The 19,172-nt window shown below is 47.1% G+C and carries 19 protein-coding genes; 11 read left to right on the top strand and 8 right to left on the bottom strand.

Annotated elements, in window-relative coordinates; all coding sequences use genetic code 11:
• Window positions 1-210 precede the first annotated feature (210 nt).
• The 3 genes from Q1A41_RS09400 to Q1A41_RS09390 form a co-directional block, all read right to left on the bottom strand.
• Window positions 211-429 (bottom strand): hypothetical protein, encoded by a 219-nt coding sequence (locus Q1A41_RS09400; RefSeq protein ID WP_299977641.1) that lies wholly within the window; start codon window positions 427-429, stop codon window positions 211-213.
• A gap of 161 nt (window positions 430-590) precedes the next feature.
• Window positions 591-1,394, bottom strand: a complete 804-nt coding sequence (locus Q1A41_RS09395) for an aldo/keto reductase (RefSeq protein WP_299977639.1) — start codon at window positions 1,392-1,394, stop codon at window positions 591-593.
• The gene (locus Q1A41_RS09390; protein WP_299977636.1) at window positions 1,391-2,608 is read right to left on the bottom strand and encodes an FAD-dependent oxidoreductase; all 1,218 of its coding nucleotides are present in this window, start codon (window positions 2,606-2,608) and stop codon (window positions 1,391-1,393) included. The genes Q1A41_RS09395 and Q1A41_RS09390 overlap by 4 nt, the downstream gene beginning before the upstream one ends.
• A 101-nt stretch (window positions 2,609-2,709) precedes the next feature.
• Between Q1A41_RS09390 and waaA the strand changes: the two genes are divergently transcribed.
• Window positions 2,710-3,999, top strand: coding sequence for a lipid IV(A) 3-deoxy-D-manno-octulosonic acid transferase (gene waaA / locus Q1A41_RS09385; protein ID WP_299977633.1), 1,290 nt, complete (start codon window positions 2,710-2,712; stop codon window positions 3,997-3,999).
• A gap of 4 nt (window positions 4,000-4,003) precedes the next feature.
• On the opposite strand, the gene Q1A41_RS09380 is transcribed toward waaA, so the two are convergent.
• Window positions 4,004-5,248, bottom strand: coding sequence for a M48 family metallopeptidase (locus Q1A41_RS09380; RefSeq protein ID WP_299977630.1), 1,245 nt, complete (start codon window positions 5,246-5,248; stop codon window positions 4,004-4,006).
• 6 nt (window positions 5,249-5,254) lie between these two features.
• The gene (locus tag Q1A41_RS09375; RefSeq protein ID WP_299977627.1) at window positions 5,255-6,658 is read right to left on the bottom strand and encodes a YjgN family protein; all 1,404 of its coding nucleotides are present in this window, start codon (window positions 6,656-6,658) and stop codon (window positions 5,255-5,257) included.
• Window positions 6,659-6,913: 255 nt separating this feature from the next.
• On the opposite strand from Q1A41_RS09375, the gene Q1A41_RS09370 reads away from it, so the two are divergent.
• From Q1A41_RS09370 to Q1A41_RS09340, 7 genes are all read left to right on the top strand, one after another.
• Window positions 6,914-7,279, top strand: coding sequence for a DUF2750 domain-containing protein (locus Q1A41_RS09370; RefSeq protein ID WP_299977624.1), 366 nt, complete (start codon window positions 6,914-6,916; stop codon window positions 7,277-7,279).
• A 1-nt stretch (window position 7,280) separates the two neighbouring features.
• Window positions 7,281-8,171: a radical SAM protein gene (locus Q1A41_RS09365; RefSeq protein ID WP_299977621.1), complete on the top strand. Its 891-nt coding sequence runs from the start codon at window positions 7,281-7,283 to the stop codon at window positions 8,169-8,171.
• 8 nt (window positions 8,172-8,179) lie between these two features.
• Complete coding sequence (locus Q1A41_RS09360; protein ID WP_299977618.1) at window positions 8,180-8,629, top strand: thioesterase family protein; 450 nt, start codon at window positions 8,180-8,182, stop codon at window positions 8,627-8,629.
• Window positions 8,630-8,642: 13 nt separating this feature from the next.
• Window positions 8,643-9,218, top strand: coding sequence for a DNA endonuclease SmrA (gene smrA, locus Q1A41_RS09355; protein ID WP_299977615.1), 576 nt, complete (start codon window positions 8,643-8,645; stop codon window positions 9,216-9,218).
• Window positions 9,219-9,304: 86 nt separating this feature from the next.
• The gene (locus tag Q1A41_RS09350) at window positions 9,305-10,222 is read left to right on the top strand and encodes a hypothetical protein (RefSeq protein ID WP_299977612.1); all 918 of its coding nucleotides are present in this window, start codon (window positions 9,305-9,307) and stop codon (window positions 10,220-10,222) included.
• Between the two features lie 76 nt (window positions 10,223-10,298).
• Entirely contained in the window at window positions 10,299-11,276 is a 978-nt protein-coding gene (locus Q1A41_RS09345) for a hypothetical protein (RefSeq protein WP_299977609.1), read from the top strand.
• Window positions 11,277-11,285: 9 nt separating this feature from the next.
• Window positions 11,286-12,230 carry a hypothetical protein gene (locus tag Q1A41_RS09340; protein ID WP_299977606.1) on the top strand — a complete coding sequence of 315 codons (945 nt, stop codon included), beginning with the start codon at window positions 11,286-11,288 and terminating at the stop codon, window positions 12,228-12,230.
• Window positions 12,231-12,319: 89 nt separating this feature from the next.
• Here Q1A41_RS09340 and Q1A41_RS09335 read toward each other — a convergent pair whose 3' ends face one another.
• The 3 genes from Q1A41_RS09335 to Q1A41_RS09325 all read right to left on the bottom strand — a co-directional run bounded on the left by Q1A41_RS09335 (window position 12,320) and on the right by Q1A41_RS09325 (window position 15,205).
• On the bottom strand, window positions 12,320-13,405 hold the full coding sequence (locus Q1A41_RS09335; RefSeq protein ID WP_299977603.1) for a hypothetical protein: 1,086 nt from the start codon (window positions 13,403-13,405) through the stop codon (window positions 12,320-12,322).
• 433 nt (window positions 13,406-13,838) lie between these two features.
• Entirely contained in the window at window positions 13,839-14,495 is a 657-nt protein-coding gene (locus tag Q1A41_RS09330; RefSeq protein ID WP_299775346.1) for a CoA transferase subunit B, read from the bottom strand.
• 11 nt (window positions 14,496-14,506) lie between these two features.
• Window positions 14,507-15,205: a CoA transferase subunit A gene (locus Q1A41_RS09325; protein ID WP_299977840.1), complete on the bottom strand. Its 699-nt coding sequence runs from the start codon at window positions 15,203-15,205 to the stop codon at window positions 14,507-14,509.
• 158 nt (window positions 15,206-15,363) lie between these two features.
• Here Q1A41_RS09325 and Q1A41_RS09320 point away from each other — a divergent pair, with 158 nt between their 5' ends.
• The 3 genes from Q1A41_RS09320 to Q1A41_RS09310 all read left to right on the top strand — a co-directional run bounded on the left by Q1A41_RS09320 (window position 15,364) and on the right by Q1A41_RS09310 (window position 19,158).
• The gene (locus Q1A41_RS09320) at window positions 15,364-16,272 is read left to right on the top strand and encodes a LysR family transcriptional regulator (protein ID WP_299977601.1); all 909 of its coding nucleotides are present in this window, start codon (window positions 15,364-15,366) and stop codon (window positions 16,270-16,272) included.
• A gap of 136 nt (window positions 16,273-16,408) precedes the next feature.
• Window positions 16,409-16,915: a (2Fe-2S)-binding protein gene (locus Q1A41_RS09315; protein WP_299977598.1), complete on the top strand. Its 507-nt coding sequence runs from the start codon at window positions 16,409-16,411 to the stop codon at window positions 16,913-16,915.
• The gene (locus Q1A41_RS09310; protein ID WP_299977595.1) at window positions 16,912-19,158 is read left to right on the top strand and encodes a molybdopterin cofactor-binding domain-containing protein; all 2,247 of its coding nucleotides are present in this window, start codon (window positions 16,912-16,914) and stop codon (window positions 19,156-19,158) included. The genes Q1A41_RS09315 and Q1A41_RS09310 overlap by 4 nt, the downstream gene beginning before the upstream one ends.
• Window positions 19,159-19,172: the final 14 nt, after the last annotated feature.

Genomic DNA, 19,172 nt, shown 5'->3' with positions numbered 1-19,172 from the left:
TCGCATCCATGCGACTGTCCCTCCCCCTCCATGGCGCTAGTCACTACAAAACACTACCCCACCTTAGAGGCCTGCATCGATGGCATATTAAAGGTTGTTGCTTTAAGTAAGTTGATTTCTTAGGGGCTGCCCCGCTTCGTTACAAAAAGCGCGGGTAGCATCGAATTGTGATGCGTGTTGGTAGCTATGTTTTACAAGCTTGTGTTTTTTTCATTGCTTTAATAAAGCAACGGTCTCAACACAAACACCATAAAGACATACCAAGCCAGGAATGATAAATAGGAATGAAAACCCCACTTCTTGGTTTAGAAAGTAGGCCAATGCAAAACAAGTAAGCGCAATCACAAGCTGTGTAATGATTCCGTATACACCAGGCTCTAATGAACCTGCACTCGTTAGGCGTCGGAAGTTTTTATATTTTATTTTCATGCTTGTAACACGATAGTTTAAAATTATTGCTCAGTAGATTTTAGTTCTTGTGGGAGTAGATTTGAAACCGTAGAGAGGCATGGACGCCTCGAAGTCGAGCGCCCGCGGATGGTTTAAGCGTGTTTCAAATCTGCTTCCACAAGGACTGAAATCGGACAGCCTCAGCCATTGTTCATGGTCTGCATATAACTCTCAACATTCCCCATCAAATGCTTCAAATTAATCGTCCCAATAATCGCCGCCGTCGCCCCAGGATGCGAAAAAACAAACTTCATACTTTCCGCAACACCACTAGCTTGATTATTATGAGCAATATGCCCACTGGCTAATGCTTTCTTGATAAGAGCCGTTTTATGATTAGCAGCGCAAAAATCTAACACCTCAGCCTCAGCTGTTTCATTCAAATTGTAAGTAATCATCACACAGTCTGATCGCTTGGCTGCAGCAATACCGCCAGCAACCGTTTTAGTAGACATCCCCGTGGCACGAATTAGACCCGCTTGTTTTAGCTCAGTAAGTGCTTCCAAACCGCCCTGCGAAATAACATCTAAATCATTACCATCAGAGTGCAACAGAAGCATATCAATATAATCTGTATTCAAACGTTTTAAACTACGCTCAACACTTTTACGAATATGCTCTGGTCGAAAGTCAAAACTGGATTCACCATTATCGAACTCTTCACCCGCTTTACTAACAATAACCCAATCTTCACGCTGCCCCTTTAAAAGCCCACCCAAACGCTCCTCGCTACTGCCATAAGCCGGCGCAGTATCGATAAGATTTATCCCGCAAGATTTCGCAGTGGCTAATAGCTCTTTCGCCTCGCTATCACTAGGTAGCTCGAAAGCACTAGGATATTTTACCCCCTGATTTCGGCCAAGCTTCACCGTGCCAAGCCCCAGCGGACTGATATTAAAATCTAAGCCTGGGACGTTTTTTTGAGGAAGCAGAACATGGCTCATGGGCTAAGGTCTTCTTTAGATGGAAAAAGTTTATCCCAAGGTGCTTTAGCAATTTTAGCCACAGGCAAATGGGGTAGAGAGGATTGTTGGCTTAGAGTTTGATCCGCCGCTTGAAGTTGCTCGATAGCCTGATCGGCAAAATTCGGGCTAAGCGCCAGTTTAGTAGGCCAACCGACGATAACATTATTAATGCCTGCGGCACGTTCGGCAAAGGCCTTGTCTGGCCTTACCAAGCCCTTCTGCCTAGGCTCAGCGCGATTAATGGGAAGGCTGCACCATTGGGCCTTACTAAAATCCAGCCAAGGGAATAATTCAGCCAGCTCTAGCTTGGCCTGGCTAATGAGTTCTTCAGGGCTTTGCTTGGCGCCAGCTTCTGCCAGGCTGCCGCCCAAATACCATACCTGCTCGCCATCTTCGCAAGGATGACTAGAGATGGTTAAGCGCGGAGTGCTCTCGGCGCCCATACAGTGGCCATAAAAACGATAAGGTAGGTTATGTTTTACGCAGACCTGCTGCAATGGTCTTAGCTGCATGGCCGGTTTTTTCAGGCCTAGGTTTTCCAGTAAAGCGGCATTAGCTTCGCCAGCGCAAAATACAAAGTTATTGGCTTGAATAATCTGCTCTTCACCCTCTTCATTGGTAAGGCAAAGCTGTGCCTTATCTGCTTCTTTTAGCCAGCGGTGCTTACTTGGTAGTTTAAAAATTCTCTCGCGATAAGGCTCGCTAAGTGCCTTAAGTAATGAAGGCGTATCTACAACGATATCCAAAAGTTTATAGACTTGTGCATTACTTTGGCCTTGGAAGAGCGCGGGTAAATCCGCGCCTTTAACCTGTTCCACTCGCCCGCGTGTAAGCTTGCTGGCAAAGAAGGTACTGATCTTAGAGCTGCTCTGCTGGCTAGAAAACATATAGAAGTCTTCACTCAGCAGCTTGGCGGATTGTAGGTTGATTTCGCCCGAGCCAGAAAAGCACTCAGCCCAGCGACGGGGCATATCAGCAATCGCCTCGGAGGCACCGCTAAGTGCGCCAGCTAGGGTGTACTTGATTCCGCCATGAATCATTCCTTGTGAAGCTAAGGTTTGCCCAGCGCCAAGAGCCTCTCGCTCAAATAATGCACAGTGTCTGCCCTGTTGCTGTAGGCGGTTTAATAGCCATAAGCCAGCAATGCCGCCGCCGATAATAGCGGTATCCAGTTTGATGGGGGCTGATGCCATAGGTGTTTGAGCCTCGAGTGCTGAGCTGCGAGCAGCTACTGTATGGTATTGGCAGATTGCTTTATTATAACGTGAATTAATTAAGAGTCTGCTTTAGCCCGATGCGTTTTTTCTACAGTCTAATCTTCTACCTTGCCTTGCCGGCCGTTTTACTGCGCTTGCTATGGCGTGCCATCAAGGCACCAGCCTACGCTAAGCGATGGCAAGAGCGTTTGGGGCTGTTTCCAAAGCTTAAAAATTCGCGCCCAGTGATATGTTTGCACTCGGTATCGGTAGGGGAGACGATCGCGGCCAGCCCGCTGATAAAGCGCCTGTTAGAGGACTACCCCGATCATCAGTTAATGGTGACGACGACGACCCCGACTGGCTCGGCTTTGTTGCAGGAGCGTTTTACAGGCCAGTTGGCGCATGTGTACCTGCCTTATGATCTCCCCGACGCTGTCGCACGCTTTTTAAATAAGCTTGAGCCAGAGCTTATGCTGGTGATGGAGACCGAGCTGTGGCCTAACTTATTGGCGGCTTGTAAAAAGCGAGGCATACCCAGTTTGTTACTAAATGGCCGATTATCAGAGCGCTCGGCGAAGGGCTATCAGCGAGTTTCTGCCTTAAGTGCTCCAATGTTCGCGGCCTTAAGCGGGGTGTACGCCCAAAGTGAAGCAGATCGGCAGCGCTTTATTAGTACAGGCGCAAAGGCTGAAAACACAGTTGTCAGTGGCAATATCAAATTTGATTTGCAATTAAATAATGAGCTGCGTGAGCAGGCCAAAAAACTAAAACAGCAGTGGCGCGAATGCTCAACGGGTGAGGGGAGATTCCTCATTGCTGCCGCTTCTACTCATCCGGGCGAAGATGAAATAATCCTGGAAGCATTTGGCTTGCTGCTACAGCCGGAGCCACAGGCCCGCTTGTTGCTGGTTCCTCGTCATCCTGAGCGTTTTAATGAGGTTGCTCGCTTAATAAAAGAGCAAGGCCTGAGCATGCAGCGCCGCAGTGTAACTAAAAGCCGCAAGGCCTTAGAAGATAACTGCCAAGTTATCTTGGGGGACACCATGGGAGAAATGTTGTGTTTCTTTGGCGCTGTTGATGCTGCATTTATTGGTGGCAGTTTGGTGGATCGAGGCGGTCACAATATGATTGAAGCGGCAGCTTGGGGTTTGCCCATCATGACTGGCAAAAGTTGTTTTAACTTTGTAGAGGCGAGTAGTCTTTTACAAACAGCTGGTGCATTGCTGCAAGTTGAAAACGCTGTTGAGTTGGCCGATCACTGGAAGCAATTAATGAATGATCCCGAGCAGGTAAAAACCATGTCGACGGCCGCCTTAGAGGTTGCAGAAAGTAATCGTGGAGCCTTAGATAAAATGATGATGGGCATCGCTGCCCATCTAAAGTAAACAATTATTGTGGCGCAGGGCAGTCTATGCCGCCAGCTGATTGAACTCGCTCTTCAGTGCCAGGATGGGTGCTGAGGTAGTTTAAGGCATCTCTAAGATCAAACTCTTCGTCCCAGCCCATTTGTTTTTTCAGCTTCTCCTTCCAATCGAGCTCTTGTTCTTCCTTGTTATCTTTTTCTGCGTCATCGCTGTTAGGTTCTGTCGCGCTGGCATCATTCTTTGGATCGTCGCTTTCCAAAGTTTCTAAAAGCTCGGCAGCATCAATAGGCTCTTGCTCTTTCGGTTTTGCATCTTCAATAACAATATCGCCAACATTGTTTGTATCAAGCGTAATATCATGAGCTGCCATAAGGTGAGTTAGGCCAGCGCCGAGGCAACTGCTGGGTACATTGATTTGCTCTAGCATCTCAATGGAGAAGTGATCCGCTTCTCGTTCAAGATCTCGGCTATAAGAAAGCTGCTGGAAAATAACAGGGCCGGAAACAAGCACCGTTTCAGCTAAAACGCTGACATCACCTACGATAACGGAGAGCAATGCGACGGTACCCAAAGATTGAATGATATTGCGAATGCCGTGATACTGCTCTACATGGCCGGCTTCATGAGCTAATACCGCCAATATTTCATTTTCATTATTGAGCGCTGTTACCAGCTCATCAGTCACCAAAATATGGCCGCCAGGCAAGGCGAAGGCATTTGCACCGATGCCGGGACTGCTTTTGCTTAATAGGGTGTAGCGCTGTTGATTGGGTAGGCGTTGCCAAGCGCTCTCTAGAAGACGCTTACCATCTTCATCGAGTTTGCTTTCGTGGAAATAGCCTTGCAGCTGCTGCAAGGCCTGATTATCTAAAGCCAGCAAGGCCTCTTTGGGTATTTGAGGGGCCAATACTTTCGCTGCCAGTGGCATGCCCACTTTAATATACAGTAGGGCAATGATGGGCAGCATGACTAAAGCGGCCAAGGCAAAGCCTCGGCTCTTTTCCCAATAGTGAACCAGCCGCGAAGCGTTGGGTTCTGCGAAAATTGCCTCAATAGCCTGATGATCTTCACACTCGAAGCAATCACCATTTGGCAATTCAATGCGATAGGGCATGCGGCCAATAGGGGCCGAAAGCTGGCACTGCTCGATAGACAGCTCTTGCAGTATTTCACCACCGCTCTGAAAGCGTAAAGCTTGCCCTTCACAGAAAAGCTTCGCTGAAACTTGCTCAGAGCTGTGCGCGCGATAATATTTCCCCGTTAGGCTCATGCTGTATTAAAACCCGAAGTCAAAATCGAAGGCTTCGCCAACTTCATCGCCAACAGCATTGGTGTGTTGCTGATTGTGGGCAATAAATTGATCGCTATCACCTCGGTATTCAAGGGCTTCAATTTGCATTTTTAAAATACGAATTTTAATCCATGGGTAAGCAAAGCCCAGTGTAATCACCATCAACACCGTATTGATCACCCAGAGCTTGGCATAGGCATAAATGCTGAGGTTTGAGCGAAACTCGATATCGGCCAAAGTGAGGGTGTCAAAGGTGTCATTAAAAATGCGACCGCGCCAATAGGCATACGCCGCCATATAAGAGGCGATCATCAAGCCATAGACAAAGACAATGGCAAGGGTGATTAGTATCGCCATGCTGGCGCCGCCTTCGAACTCGATACCAAAACCAAAAATTATTGCCGCTGCGATTCCGGCAACAATGCCGCCAATAAGCATAACGGCCATGCCTGCGGCAATAGATATACCGAAGGCAATCCAAAAATGCTCAGAAAAACGGCCGCGTTTTAAGTCGACATTGAATGTGCTCTGGCCATACTGACTATGACGGGTATTGAAGTTGCGAACATCACAAATAAACAGTGGAAAGATAAAACACATGGCCATTACGATAAGACCATAGAATCCCATTAAGCGGGTAAAGTCTTCCATGCCTGCAAATGGATCGATGTCTTCACTGCTTTGGGCGTCATTTCGAATATCGTCTGCAGAGAATTCAGGGCTTATGCTGCCATCTTCTTCATTGTAGTCGTACTCTGTGATGGCTGACTCGCTCTCCTCAAGTAGTTCTTGCTCGGCCTGCTCTTCATAGCGTTGCTCGGCGCGCTGCTCCATATCCTCGCTCCAGGCCAGGATTTCATTACTGATGTGGATAATTCCGGCTGCAGCAATTAATAGGGCAACCAAATAAGGCCAAAGCGCTTTGTAGGCATCACTTATTTTGCCGTTGAACCCAAAGCGAATATTGCGCAAGCTGGTGTGGCGTAAACGAAAGCCTAAAGCGCGCACCATAAACATCGGTAATAAACCAAGAACAATAGCAGCCGAGATAAAGGGGATAGCCGTGTGTAATAATGCGCCCTGAGACCAGCCGATTAAAAGCACAATGGCAATAATTCGACCTAGCAGAATCTGCAGTGGCTTGCCGTGAAAGTCCAATCGTCCGCCGGCAACTTCGGTATGGCCATAGAAATAGCGGCGCTCACGCACAGTAGCCCATGCTGAGTAGATACCGAGGGTCAACAGGGTTAATACTAAATTGACAATCCAAATGCGAAAATACTCGCCGCCATTGCCGTGAAATTTTATCAGTTGCCACTGTGACTCGGGGGAGCTGGTTGCGGGCGTGCTATTTGGCTCGTCCGTGGAGGGTAATTGGGAATCTGACATGGGCATTCCTTGTGTTTACAGTCTATTCCTTGCGCAAAACCGTATCATCTGAGTACTGTTTTCTGCATTTGGTGCCCAAGTGTACGTTAAAAGCGCAGCAGCAAGCCATACCGCCAGTGAAAATCAGCGTTTTGCACTATACCCGTGAATATGTCCATGTATATATCCATGTAAAGGCCCTTATAAAAACTCATCCCAGCATCTAAAATCCAGTACAATAAACAACTTATACCGCCTGATTTAGAAGAGAGCCCCATGACGGAAGCATTGTCATCCAATATCGAAGAAAACTTCGACCGATTTATCGTAGAAGCCTTAGAAACCGGCTGCGTTTGGGGCTTGGAAGGCCCAGAAGGCTGGGCTTTATGCCCATCGGAGCAATATGGTGAAACGGACGTTATGCCATTTTGGAGCCAGCCCGAATTCGCCAAGGCCCATTGTGTAGAGGATTGGTCGGTCTATCAGCCCGTCGCAGTATCGGTAGAAGAGTTTATGGATAAATGGCTGCCAGGTATGCATGAAGACGTTTATCTCGTGGGCATTAATTGGGATAGTGAAATGGAAGGTATAGAGATAGAGCCGCTGGATTTATTAGAAGAATTCGAAAACGAAATCAGCTGATATGTATCCTCTAAACTATATAGAGCCAGTTTTTCGGCCCCCTAGCGAGTGGAAGTCTCTTATTCTGCAAGTAGCCAATGGCTGCTCATACAATAAGTGCACCTTTTGTGAAATGTACACCATGGAGCAAAAGCGTTTTAAGCCTAAGAAGCCCGATGTGATCGAGGCGGAATTGCGTCAGATCGCCGAGGCTGGCTACCCTGTTCAGCGAATCTTTTTAGCCGATGGTGATGCGATGACCTTATCGGTTCGCCGTCTCAAAGAAATTCTGCTGTTAATTAAGCAGTACTTTCCCCACATCAGCCGAGTGTCTAGTTATTGCTTGCCTCGCAATTTAAAAAATAAATCTGTTGCCGACTTACAAGAGCTAAGGGAGTTGGGGCTTAGCCTAATGTACGTAGGTTGCGAATCTGGTGATGACGAGGTCTTGGCCAGGGTTCGTAAAGGCGAGAGTTTTGATAGCTCTTTAGATGCGCTGCAAAAAATTAAAGCGGCCGGCATGAAAAGCTCGGTGATGATTCTAAATGGCTTGGGTGGCCCGACCTTGAGCGAACAGCACGCTATTAACTCAGCAAAGTTAATGAATGCCGCCCAGCCCGATTACCTATCAACATTGGTTGTTGAATTTCCAAGAGGCAGCGAGGACTTTGAAGAGGCCTTTGAGATTCCTTGGCGCAAACTAGAGCAGTTAGAGTTATTCCGTGAGATGGAGCTGCTGTTGGATAATTTGGAATTAGACAAAACCATCTTCCGCAGTGACCATGCATCCAATTACCTAGTGTTAAAAGGTGTGCTGGGCAAGGATAAAGGCAAGCTATTAGATACGGTGCGCACCGCTATCAATAAGCCTGGAATGATTCCATTGCGACAGGAATGGCAGCGGGGTTTATAAGGATTTTCATGACTGATATTGAATGGGATTTTCCAAATCCTCACACGGTTGATATAACGGTTGTAGAAGACGATATTGACGGCCTAAATCACGCCAATAATACTGTCTATGTGAAATGGTGCGAAATGGCCGGTTGGGGGCATTCTTGTCATTTGGGCTTAGATATCGAGGCTTATCGTCAGTTGGATAGAGCAATGGCGATTCAAAAAGCCGAATACGAGTACATGCAAGCTGCTTTATTAGGCGATGAATTGCGAGTCGCCACCTGGCTAACGGAAAGTGATGGCAAGCTCAGTATGACACGTCGCTTTCAAATCGTGCGCTTAAGCGATGGCGCAACTATGCTGCGTGGCCAGTGGAAAGTGGTTTGTATTGAAATGAGCAGCGGTCGACCGCGTCGCATGCCGCCAGAGTTCAAGGATGGCTATGGTGCGGCATTGGTAAGCGAAGCAAGTTAATACAGGCAAAGCAATGAGTGACGACGAAGATTTTTTTCGCCAGAGCATGGCCGATGTTCAGCCTATTAAGCAGCCTAAGCGCGTAAATCTAAAGGCCGAGAACGCCAGCAATCCGGGTTTAGAGCATCGTAAAAAAGCAGCAGTAGAAGAAATGCCCAGCCACCAAGGTGATCCGCTTTCTGATGAATGTATCGAGCCGGTCGACCCGCTAGAGATTATTGGCTACCAGCGCCCAGGTGTGCAGCATGGGGTATATAAGAACCTACGCTTAGGTAAATACCAAATTGAGGCACGCTTAGATCTACACCACAAAACCGTAGAGCAGGCACGCCGCTCGGTCTATCAATTTATTAAAGATTGTATTGAGCATGATATCCGCTGCGCCTTGATTACCCACGGCAAAGGTGAAGGCCGAAAAGATTCGGGGTTAATTAAAAGTGCGGTGGCCCATTGGTTGCCCCAGATAGATGCCGTCTTAGCATTTCATTCCGCACAAAAGCACCACGGCGGGGCCGGTGCAACTTATGTTATGCTGAAGAAGAGTGATAAGAAGCGCCTGGAAAATATGGAGAGGTTTTCTAAGCGTTAGGTTTTTGCAGGGCAGCGTTTGCGGCTCTGCCTCTACACACGCTGGCTGAAACTTTATTCTTCTGGCAATGTTAACAAGGATTGTTTGTGTTTAATTTAAAGAAAAATAAAACTATCTCATTGGCAATATTCTTGTTGCTTGCCGCGATAGGTCTGTTCTTTATTGGTGGACATGAAAATACGACTGTTGATGATCTGGTCGCACCGCAATTAAGTCAAAAGCCCAATCTAAGCCCGCCCGATACCCAGAAAGTAGAAACGCCTGATGAGCCCAAGAAGGTGGAAAGGCAAAAATCAGACGCTAAGCAAGCAGAAATAGATTCTGCGCGCACTGGGCCCCCTCCCTTTGTATACACACCGGAGCACTGGAAAGCCCTGCAGGAAAAAGCGAATAATCAACAAAATTTGTTTAGCTCAGAGCTTTGGTCTGATGCTGAATTTGATTCCTATATTCAGCTGCTGGAGAAAGGGGATAGTTCGGCCATCGTTAATTTTCTACATATTTACGCCAATTGCCGTACCAAATTTAGGGAGATGATCCAGGAAAATTGCGCCAAGATGAATCGCTGGCGATTGGATAAAGAGTTCGAAGACCCTAACTTTAGCTTGTTTGATGAATTTGAAAAGCTGGTATTTGCTGGTGATGAGCTGGCGAGCTATTTATATTATAGGGTACTCGAAGATGCCATTGAGTCCGAAGATGTAAATATCCGAGCTTTCCCAGAAAAGTGGATTGCTAGGCGTGATCGCGTTAGGGCTCACCTTATGGAGCAGACAATTCAGGGCAGCCCTGGAGCTGGAATGAGTCTAATGTTTGATGCTCTATTTGGTATAAATGGACCGGTAGATTTGGTGCGGGCTGCGGCCATTGGGCGTTATTTGCATGAGCAAAGCCCTGAACTGTTGTTTGAATTTGAAAATATTACGGATGATTTTGTTCTAAGGCATGGTATAGATGCGGCAGAGGTAGAGGTGGTTTACCAATATCTATTCGGGCATCTTTAAATGCCAGTGATACGAATTGCCCTATAGTTGAAGTGTGTGCGAGGTCAACTTCAAAGCAAGCTAATATGGAAGGTTTATGCTTAGGAAATTAGCATTTGTTGCTACGATCATAATTGTTTCGTACTCCACTTATCATTATTTTGTAGATGGTACGCAGTCTGCTATTAATAAAGATGGTACGCATGACTCTAATGGCCGCTTAGCTAAAACCAACTCGCCTCAACAAAGTTCAATGCCCTCTGAGGCCGTTGAGGCTGTAGAACCATTCAATGCTTCAAACAATAGTTTTTCATCCAACTCTTCTATTACCCTTCAAGACAGTAATTACTTAATTAATAATCAACTAATACTACTGGCTCAAGCATATAAGCCAAATGCGGAAGTGATAGCCAGCGTGGAACGCTTTGAGACTATTCAGTTTGAGCTTTTGGAAGAGATTGATGAAATTATCACAATGAAAGAGGGTGATATTCCCCAAGACGGAGATCCCGATGAATACCCTGCCTATGCCGAAAATAAAGCCCACAAAAGTGATAGTGTTTATGACCTTTCTTTGTTTACGCAATTTATAGGTGAGTGTTTTAGGAGTGGGTTTAAGGATAAGCCCGCCTGTACAGGAACTTATGGTACAGACATTAATAGGCTATCCATTCGGACGCCAAGAGCAATCGATAAGCTAGACCAATTGGCTTTGCAGGGAGATCTGCAAGCGCAGTCTCTCTATCACGCTTCCTTGCTAAGTGCCGTTGACAGCTTTGATATGAATACCGCCAGGGATACCGAGTTGTGGTTGCAGCGCCGTCAAAGAATGATTGGCTATAGCTTAAAGTTCGCAAGAGCTGGGTCAGCGCTCGCGACCAAACAGCTAGCGGAGCTATATGATAGTAGTGATTATATTGAAGCCCAGCCTTTTTGGGCTGCAGTGTTCTATAGTCAGCTGTCGACTTTAGACAATAGTGGTAGCTTCGATCTTCGGCGTTTGATTTCGAATCACGACTTGGATGAAGGTGAAATAGAGCAAGCAAGAAATGACTTGTTTGAGGATGATAGCTAATAGGTCTTTATGAGAATGTTAAGAGGAAAGCTAAAAATTGCCTTGCTGTGCGCTTGTCTTATGGTTGGCGTACTCTTTCTTTGGGCGAAGACTGATGTCGATTCAGAGTCCGCTGCTCAGGATGTAAATGAGCTTGGTGCCGCAATTAGTAGCGAAAGCAAGTCGCAAAGTGGAGTTGAGTTAAATCAAGGTCCCCGCCCAAATGCCTTGACTCAACGAGTTACGAATAGCGACAGCTCTGCCGGCATAAGAATCCCTTCGAAACCAAGAATGTTGGAGTTGGCAGTTTCAGCTTCTCAAGACGATGTACAGCAATTGGTAATCGCTTGGCCTGAATTGAAGGAGCAAATGCAAGAGCTCAGGTCTGCATATGCTATCCGGGCTAATAAAGATGAAGACATAGCCATAGAGGCAGTCACTAATCTTTTAAAAGGTGTAGAGGATAACAATGCATTTGCTGTCGATAAACTTAGGAATATAATTTTTCGTTGTGAAGACGGCTATGCTGAAAAAATTGATTGTGAGCAAGTAAATCGTTGGGTTGCTAAACAAAAAGAAAGTAGAAGTCCTTCTCTATTCGAGAGGCTAGAAAAGCAGGCTGTAAATGGGGATGTATATGCCCAGTATTTATACACACCAAACTTGCAATTTGCAGTCGGAAGCCGCGAAGTTAACACAGCTCGAGACATACAGTTATGGATGGAGCGCCGGCAGCGTATGATTGAGTATTTGGTTAAGTTTGCTAAGGCGGGTGATGTTGGAATGCAGTTTTATCTGGCGGCCACTTTTGAGGGTAACTATTTAATTAAATCTAATCCATTTTGGTCGGCGGTCTTCTTCAAGCAAGTAAAGCTGCACTATGGGGAATATCACCCATATGAAAATTTGGTCGAACTTCACGAGCTAGATGAAGCCTTAATCGAAAAAGCCCGTCAGAGCTTTTTCGATAGCTGAAGTAGTTTTCTAGGATTTAGGCCAAAAGTGTCGGACACTGAGGGTTAAGATTAACGGTTTTGCCGCAGATATAGCTGGAAAATAGATGTCTAACTCGGGGCTGCATGCCCCTCACATTCATGCTCATGCTCTTCATCTAGGTGCTTCTCGCCACACTGCAAACAATACTGATTAAAGCTGATTTGCAATGTCTTACAGGATCCGCACTCACGTTTAATACACAAGCCACAATACACACAGTACTTATTATCCGGGCTGGCGAATTTGCGATCACATGACGGGCAAATACCTTTGTGAATTTTCTCGAATGAGTTTTCTAGGTTGCGCTCGTTATTTTGTAAGCTACTGCGACGGCTCTCTTCGTCACGCTGCTCCATCTCGCGTTTCTTTTCTAAATAATCCTGCAGTTTGTTAATTAAGAAACGCCCTACCAAGAAACAAGCCACGATTCCAACGATGGAGCGCACATAGCCGCCATAGTTAGGGAAGTAAGGGACTAATTCAATAAAGAAGGCGTACAGCGAAAAGTAGCCCCAACCGTAAACAAATGGCCAGTAACTGGAATTACGATAACGTTTGAATAGAAACACTGCAAGGGCTAGTAGGGGCAACACGAAGGCCAGGCGGATTAAAAATGCCTTTAGGGTATTACTGCGTTCATCTTCGCGCATCAATTGGCGGGCATCCGATTTTAGCTCTCGGATTTCTTTGCGTAGCTTTTCGCTATCTTGGCGCAATAACAGTAACTGTTTTTCCAGTTGATTTTCGCTTTGGGTCGCAGTACTAATCGCCACTCGTCCCTGCTCGATCTTTTTACGTATAGCTTCCACTTGTTGATTGCTTTGGCTGTCTTCTGTGACATAGCGCGAGGCCAGCATCTCTTTGTAGTTTTGTTGTTGTATGCCCAATACTTCTTTTAAGCCACTAAGCTCGGTTTGTACACTCTGGCGCTGAAAACCCAAGGTTTCCTGCTTTAGGCTATTGTCGTCCTGCTGCTGCTCAAGCTGCGAGAGCTGCGCCTTATCCAAATAATCTTCTAGTTGAATGTTGGTATGCCGACTTGGCAGGTTTTTAATAATGAGAGAGCCGCCTTGTAGTAGGAAGTAGGTGAATACTAAGGCGATGATATGGAGGAATATATTAACGACTTTACTAAGTTGGCGACTGGATTTCATGATAAGGCTCTAAAGCTTGGGTAGTGGTCGTGGATAGTTGTACTCATAGTAGAGACTTGAACTATAGGGTCAATAGTCCTGTGAAAAGTATCGTATATTGATACTTTGTGGCTTATTGCTGAGTGCTTTTGGAGTGTGGGCAAAACCCCGGGGTCAGACCCCGTTTTTAAAAAATAACTGGGCTCAATAACCGGCTATGTTTTCTTAGATGTGGGGTCTGACCCCTTCACTGATCTAGATAAAAAAAGGGCCCCTTCGAATAAATCTTAGGAGCCCTACGTACGGAAATCTGACTTACTGCTGAATTTTTTCTTTTTAAAACCGGGGTCAGACCCCGTTCTTAAAAAAATAACTGAGCTTAATTAGCTACTATGCTTTCTTAAGTATGGGGTCTGACCCCTTACTTGCGCAGAAATTTTACTTAAGATGCGTTTTACACATTCATCTCAGGAACATTATCCGGCACTACTAGCTTGCCACCGGTTTTGCTAACAATCTCTTCTACGCTCACGCCAGGGGCGCGCTCTTTTAGAATAAACTGGCCATCTTCAATTTCTAGGTAGGCAAGATCGGTAACTACTTTCTTAATGCAGCCGGCGCCAGTAAGTGGCAGGGTACATTCGTTAAGCAGCTTAGAGTTACCGTGCTTATCGGCGTGGGTCATGGTTACGATGATGTTGTCCGCGCCCGCTACCAAATCCATGGCGCCGCCCATGCCTTTAATCAGCTTGCCTGGAATCATCCAAGAAGCGATATTGCCTTGCACATCAACTTCAAAGGCACCCAGTACGGTAAGGTCTACGTGGCCGCCGCGAATCATGGCGAAAGATTCGGCCGAACTAAAAATAGAGGCGCCGGTAATGGTGGTGACGGTTTGTTTACCTGCATTAATCATATCGGCGTCTACTTCTTCCTCGGTAGGGAAGGGGCCCATGCCCAGCAAGCCGTTTTCAGATTGCAGCATTACTTCCATGCCTTCAGGTACATAGTTGGCCACCAAAGTTGGAATGCCGATACCTAGGTTTACGTAGAAGCCGTCTTGTAATTCTTGCGCTACGCGCATTGCCAGTTGTTCACGTGATAAAGCCATGATCAATCTCCTTATGCGCGTACGGTGCGTTGTTCGATACGTTTTTCGAAAGTGCCTTGAATCAGGCGATCCACATAAATACCTGGGGTATGAATCTGAGTTGGGTCTAGCTCGCCCGGCTCAACAATCTCTTCAACCTCTACAATGGTGATCTTGCCTGCGGTGGCTGCCATTGGGTTAAAGTTCTGAGCGGTGTGGCGGTAGATCACATTGCCGTAGGTATCGGCCTTCCAGCCTTTCACAATGGCAAAGTCACCGGTGATGGCTTCTTCCATAATGTACTTGCGGCCATCGAACTCACGCACTTCTTTACCATCACCCACTGGGGTGCCGTAACCGGTAGCGGTATAGAAAGCAGGAATACCCGCGCCGCCGGCACGCATTTTTTCAGCCAGAGTGCCCTGAGGCGTTAGCTCAACTTCTAGCTCACCCGCTAACAGCTGATCTTCAAATAGCTTGTTCTCACCAACATAAGAGGAGACCATTTTCTTAATTTGCTTGTCTTCCAGCAAAATACCTAGGCCAAAGCCATCTACACCACAGTTATTGGAAACAATGGTTAGCTCTTTGGTGCCCATCTTCTTGATTTGAGCAATACAGCCTTCTGGAATACCGCATAGGCCAAAGCCACCGGCAATTACCGTCATGCCATCTTCTAGGCCGGCCATGGCTTCTTCGTAGCTGCCGACAACCTTATTGAAACCGGACATCATCCACCTCTTTTTTGTTATGTCAGAGTCACGCTCATTAGCGTTTAGGTGGCCTAGCTTGGTGGAATTCGCTATATTTAGCAAATATAAAAAAATTCATAATTGATAAATATTTTAAATATATCGAATGTATCCAATAAACGGAGAATGGCGACTTTATGAGCCAGCGCCCCTCATTTACCCATAAGCAACTGCGAGCCTTTGTGGCGGTAGCAAAACATCGAAGCTTTGCTGAGGCCTGTGGTGAGTTGCACCTTTCTCAGCCAGCCTTAAGTATCACTATCCGCAATTTGGAAGAGCAGTTGGGTGGGCCCTTAATTAATCGCAGCACTCGCAGCGTATCGCTTACCCCAGAGGGCGAGGCCTTTTACCCAATCGCTCAGCGCATATTGCAAGATTGGGAAAGTGCTTTTGATGAAATGCATAACCGCTTTGCGCTGCGCCGTGGCCGCTTGGCCATGGCCTGTATGCCATCGCTGGCGGCGAGCGTATTTCCTGCGTTAATGGCGCGCTTTCACGAGCAGTACCCTGAGATCGATCTAAGCCTAGAAGACATTGTGATGGAGGATGTTCTTTCAGCCGTGCATTCCGGCCGAGTAGAGCTCGGTATCGCTTTTGAGCAAGAGATACCCGAAGACATAGAGCAGCAACAGCTCTTTAGCGATAGGGCTGTGGTAGCACTTCCCCCTAGCCATGCCCTGGCTCGGAAAAAACAACTCAACTGGCAAGATCTATCGCGCTACCCTTTTATTAGCCTAAACGCCCGCTCGGGTTTTAGGCGCAGTATCGATACCATCATGCAAGAGCAAAACGCCGTGCCTGAGCGTATCTATGAAGCTAATCAATTAACTACTGTAGGCCGAATGGCCGCCGAAGGTTTAGGCTTGTGCCTAGTGCCAGGTTTTTGTCAGTTGCAAATGGAGCAGATGGGCTTGTTGTGTAAACCGCTGGTGGGGCCGGTGTTTAAAAGGGCGGTAGTTATCCTGAGCAGGCGGCGGCACGGACTATCAGCTCCTGCTGGGGCTATGACTGAATTACTCATGTCTAATTTTGATTTTGCTGATTAAATTGTACAAATGTCCAATTCGGTAAAGAAGGGTTAAACACCACGCTGATTGACGGGGCTTGAATTAGACTGCAAGTCTATAAAAACTCTGGGCCGCCGAGCCTAGAATACTATAAGCCTTTAGGCAGGATTAGCTCATGATCGAATTTCAGCTCAATGGCGAGCCCGTGTCCGTGGATTTGCCAGCCGATACCCCTTTGTTATGGATTATTCGAGAACACTTTCAGCTCACTGGAAGTAAGTTTGGTTGCGGTATGGGCTTGTGTGGTGCTTGCACCATGCATGTGGACGGCGTTGCCAGTCGTAGCTGTATCTTGCCTATTGCCGCTGTAGCTGGAAAGGCGGTTACGACGATTGAAGGCCTCGGCTCAGATGAGAATTTGCATCCGGTGCAAGAAGCTTGGCTAGAGCACAATGTGCCCCAATGCGGCTACTGTCAGCCTGGGCAGATTATGTCGGCATCGGCCTTGCTGGCAAGCAATCCTAAACCTGATGATGCCACTATCGATGCGGCGATGAGTGGCAATATTTGCCGCTGTGGCACTTACCCTCGAATCAAAAAAGCCATTAAAAGTGTGGCAGCCGTGCAGCATTTTGATCCGGCGACAGTGTCTGAGCCTAAGGTGGCTGGAGGTGAATCATGAGTCGTTCTGTCAGTTCTTTACCACGTCGTTCATTTCTAAAATTATTGGGTGCTGGCGGCTTAATGCTAAGTATGCCGACCTTAGCCAGTGATATGCCTTTGCTGTACAGCCAAGGTGATGCCTTAATGAGCGATGGCCTGTTGCAAATAACTCCAAGTGGAGAAATTATCTTTTTGATGCCTCGCGCTGAAATGGGGCAGGGCACTAATACCGGCCTTACTATGCTGATCGCTGAAGAGCTGGATACCCCGCCAGAGATGATTACCGTATTGCATGCAGGTGTCGGGGAAGAGTACAAGAATCCATTGTTCGGTATGCAAATGACGGGCGGCAGCACCAGTATTATGGCGCACTTTGAGCCGCTTCGAAAAACCGCCGCGACTGCTCGTGAAATGATACTGCAGGCCGCCTCCGAGCAGCTCAATATGGATCCGGGTAGCTTAAGTATTCGTGATGGTAAATTATGGTTCGCCGAGAAGTCTTACGGTCTAGGTGATTTTGTTACGCGAGCTAGCCAATTACAGCCACCTGAAAATGTTGTGCTAAAAGCCAATGGCAATTTACGTTTTATTGGCAAAAAACAAAAACGTATTGATGCGCTAGCCAAGGTTACTGGCAAGGCCCGCTTTGGTATCGATGTGGGCAGCCCTAGTGGCGACACAGTCATTAATGCCTCTGATCAAAATATTCCTAATTTAAAACGCGCTGCCTTATTACGTTGTCCGGTTATTGGTGGCACGGTAAAAAGTGTGAATGCCGATGCAGTTAAAAATCTAGAAGGTGTACAGCAAGTTGTGCCCATTTTTAATGGCGTGGCCGTCGTTGCCGAACACTACTGGCAGGCCAAAAAAGCTCTGGCTGAATTACAGGTAGAGTGGGATTTGCCCGAGCTGGCAAAGCATAGCTCAGGTGATATTCGCAAAACCTTTGAAGCGGCCCTAAGTGAAGAAGGCCAAACCGCCTTTGAGCAAGGTGATAGCAAGGCCGCCATCGCCAGCGCCAATAAAAAACACAGCGCCGATTATCATGCGCCATATTTGGCCCACGCGACCATGGAGCCAATGAACTGTACCGTATGGTTACAAGATGATGTGGCTGATATTTGGGTGCCGACTCAAGGCCCTGATGCTAGCCAGTCGGTCGCTTCGGAATATTGTGATGTACCGCGCGATAATATTCGAGTTCACAGTACCTTTTTAGGAGGCGGTTTTGGTCGTCGTGTAAATCAGGATTATGTGGCTGAAGCTGTTGCTATCGCCCATGCCTCTGGATTGCCCATTCAGCTGATTTGGAGTCGTGAGGATGATATGCGCAACGACTTCTATCGCCCTGCGGCCTCGGCACGCATGAGTGCGGCGATTAATGATGCGGGTAAAATTGATGCTTGGGATGTCACCCGAGTAGGCCCGAATATTACCGGTTATACCATCGATGAAATGGCTGGCATGTTCTTACCAGAGTTCTTGCCCGGTGGCTTTGTCGATTGGATCAGTAAGCGTGGCCATGGCGTTTTTGAAAACTGGACGGTTGATCACAGCAGTATTGAGGGGCTATGGGAAGAATACAGCATTGCCAACAAAACCGTGCGGCAGGTTACGGTTGATCCTGGCTTGCGCTTAGGCTTTTGGCGTTCGGTGGGGCATTCTTTTAGTGGCTTTTTCAAAGAAGGTTTCTTCGATGAACTGGCGATTGTGGCAGAAGAAGATCCACTGGCTTATCGCCTGAACCACTGTGATGATATGCCAAGACTGGCTGCGGTATTGAAAAAAGCCGCGGAAATGTCCAATTGGCAAGACCGTGAAAAATTAGCAGCCAAAGGGCGCTTCCTCGGGATTGCTGGGGTTTTCAGTTTTAACTCCTATGTGGCCCAGGTTGCGGAAGTGTCTGTAGAAGCCGGTCAAATTAAAGTGCATAAAGTGTATTGTGCGGCTGATTGCGGGCGTGTGGTTAATCCCGATGGTGTCGCTGCGCAGTTAGAAGGCGGTATTATTTTTGGTTTATCAGCGGCACTCAGTGGCTCTATTACTTTGAAAGACGGTGCTGTTGAACAGAGTAATTTCCATGACTACCCTGTTGTGCGAATGAATGAAGCTCCGGAAATTGATCTGCATATCATGCCGAGTACTCAAGCGCCTACTGGTGCAGGTGAACCAGGTGTGCCGCCAATTGCCCCTGCCGTAGCAAATGCTGTATTCGCAGCGACGGGGCAGCGCCTGCGCGAACTGCCTTTACGTTTGGCTTAATTTTTACAGAGACT

This window comes from uncultured Pseudoteredinibacter sp., assembly GCF_947502065.1.
In the GTDB taxonomy this organism is placed as follows: domain Bacteria; phylum Pseudomonadota; class Gammaproteobacteria; order Pseudomonadales; family Cellvibrionaceae; genus Pseudoteredinibacter.
The sequence above is the reverse complement of the archived record's forward strand: the minus strand, read 5'-3'. Positions and strand labels throughout refer to the sequence as shown.

Coding starts and splice junctions, on each gene's coding strand:
- smrA (WP_299977615.1), top strand. CDS start 8,643: ATGAGTGACGACGAAGATTTTTTTCGCCAGAGCATGGCCGATGTTCAG.
- Q1A41_RS09390 (WP_299977636.1), bottom strand. CDS start 2,608: ATGGCATCAGCCCCCATCAAACTGGATACCGCTATTATCGGCGGCGGC.
- Q1A41_RS09360 (WP_299977618.1), top strand. CDS start 8,180: ATGACTGATATTGAATGGGATTTTCCAAATCCTCACACGGTTGATATA.
- Q1A41_RS09325 (WP_299977840.1), bottom strand. CDS start 15,205: ATGTCCGGTTTCAATAAGGTTGTCGGCAGCTACGAAGAAGCCATGGCC.
- Q1A41_RS09340 (WP_299977606.1), top strand. CDS start 11,286: ATGAGAATGTTAAGAGGAAAGCTAAAAATTGCCTTGCTGTGCGCTTGT.
- Q1A41_RS09345 (WP_299977609.1), top strand. CDS start 10,299: ATGCTTAGGAAATTAGCATTTGTTGCTACGATCATAATTGTTTCGTAC.
- Q1A41_RS09315 (WP_299977598.1), top strand. CDS start 16,409: ATGATCGAATTTCAGCTCAATGGCGAGCCCGTGTCCGTGGATTTGCCA.
- Q1A41_RS09335 (WP_299977603.1), bottom strand. CDS start 13,405: ATGAAATCCAGTCGCCAACTTAGTAAAGTCGTTAATATATTCCTCCAT.
- Q1A41_RS09380 (WP_299977630.1), bottom strand. CDS start 5,248: ATGAGCCTAACGGGGAAATATTATCGCGCGCACAGCTCTGAGCAAGTT.
- Q1A41_RS09370 (WP_299977624.1), top strand. CDS start 6,914: ATGACGGAAGCATTGTCATCCAATATCGAAGAAAACTTCGACCGATTT.
- Q1A41_RS09395 (WP_299977639.1), bottom strand. CDS start 1,394: ATGAGCCATGTTCTGCTTCCTCAAAAAAACGTCCCAGGCTTAGATTTT.
- Q1A41_RS09365 (WP_299977621.1), top strand. CDS start 7,281: ATGTATCCTCTAAACTATATAGAGCCAGTTTTTCGGCCCCCTAGCGAG.
- Q1A41_RS09310 (WP_299977595.1), top strand. CDS start 16,912: ATGAGTCGTTCTGTCAGTTCTTTACCACGTCGTTCATTTCTAAAATTA.
- Q1A41_RS09320 (WP_299977601.1), top strand. CDS start 15,364: ATGAGCCAGCGCCCCTCATTTACCCATAAGCAACTGCGAGCCTTTGTG.
- Q1A41_RS09400 (WP_299977641.1), bottom strand. CDS start 429: ATGAAAATAAAATATAAAAACTTCCGACGCCTAACGAGTGCAGGTTCA.
- waaA (WP_299977633.1), top strand. CDS start 2,710: ATGCGTTTTTTCTACAGTCTAATCTTCTACCTTGCCTTGCCGGCCGTT.
- Q1A41_RS09375 (WP_299977627.1), bottom strand. CDS start 6,658: ATGTCAGATTCCCAATTACCCTCCACGGACGAGCCAAATAGCACGCCC.
- Q1A41_RS09330 (WP_299775346.1), bottom strand. CDS start 14,495: ATGGCTTTATCACGTGAACAACTGGCAATGCGCGTAGCGCAAGAATTA.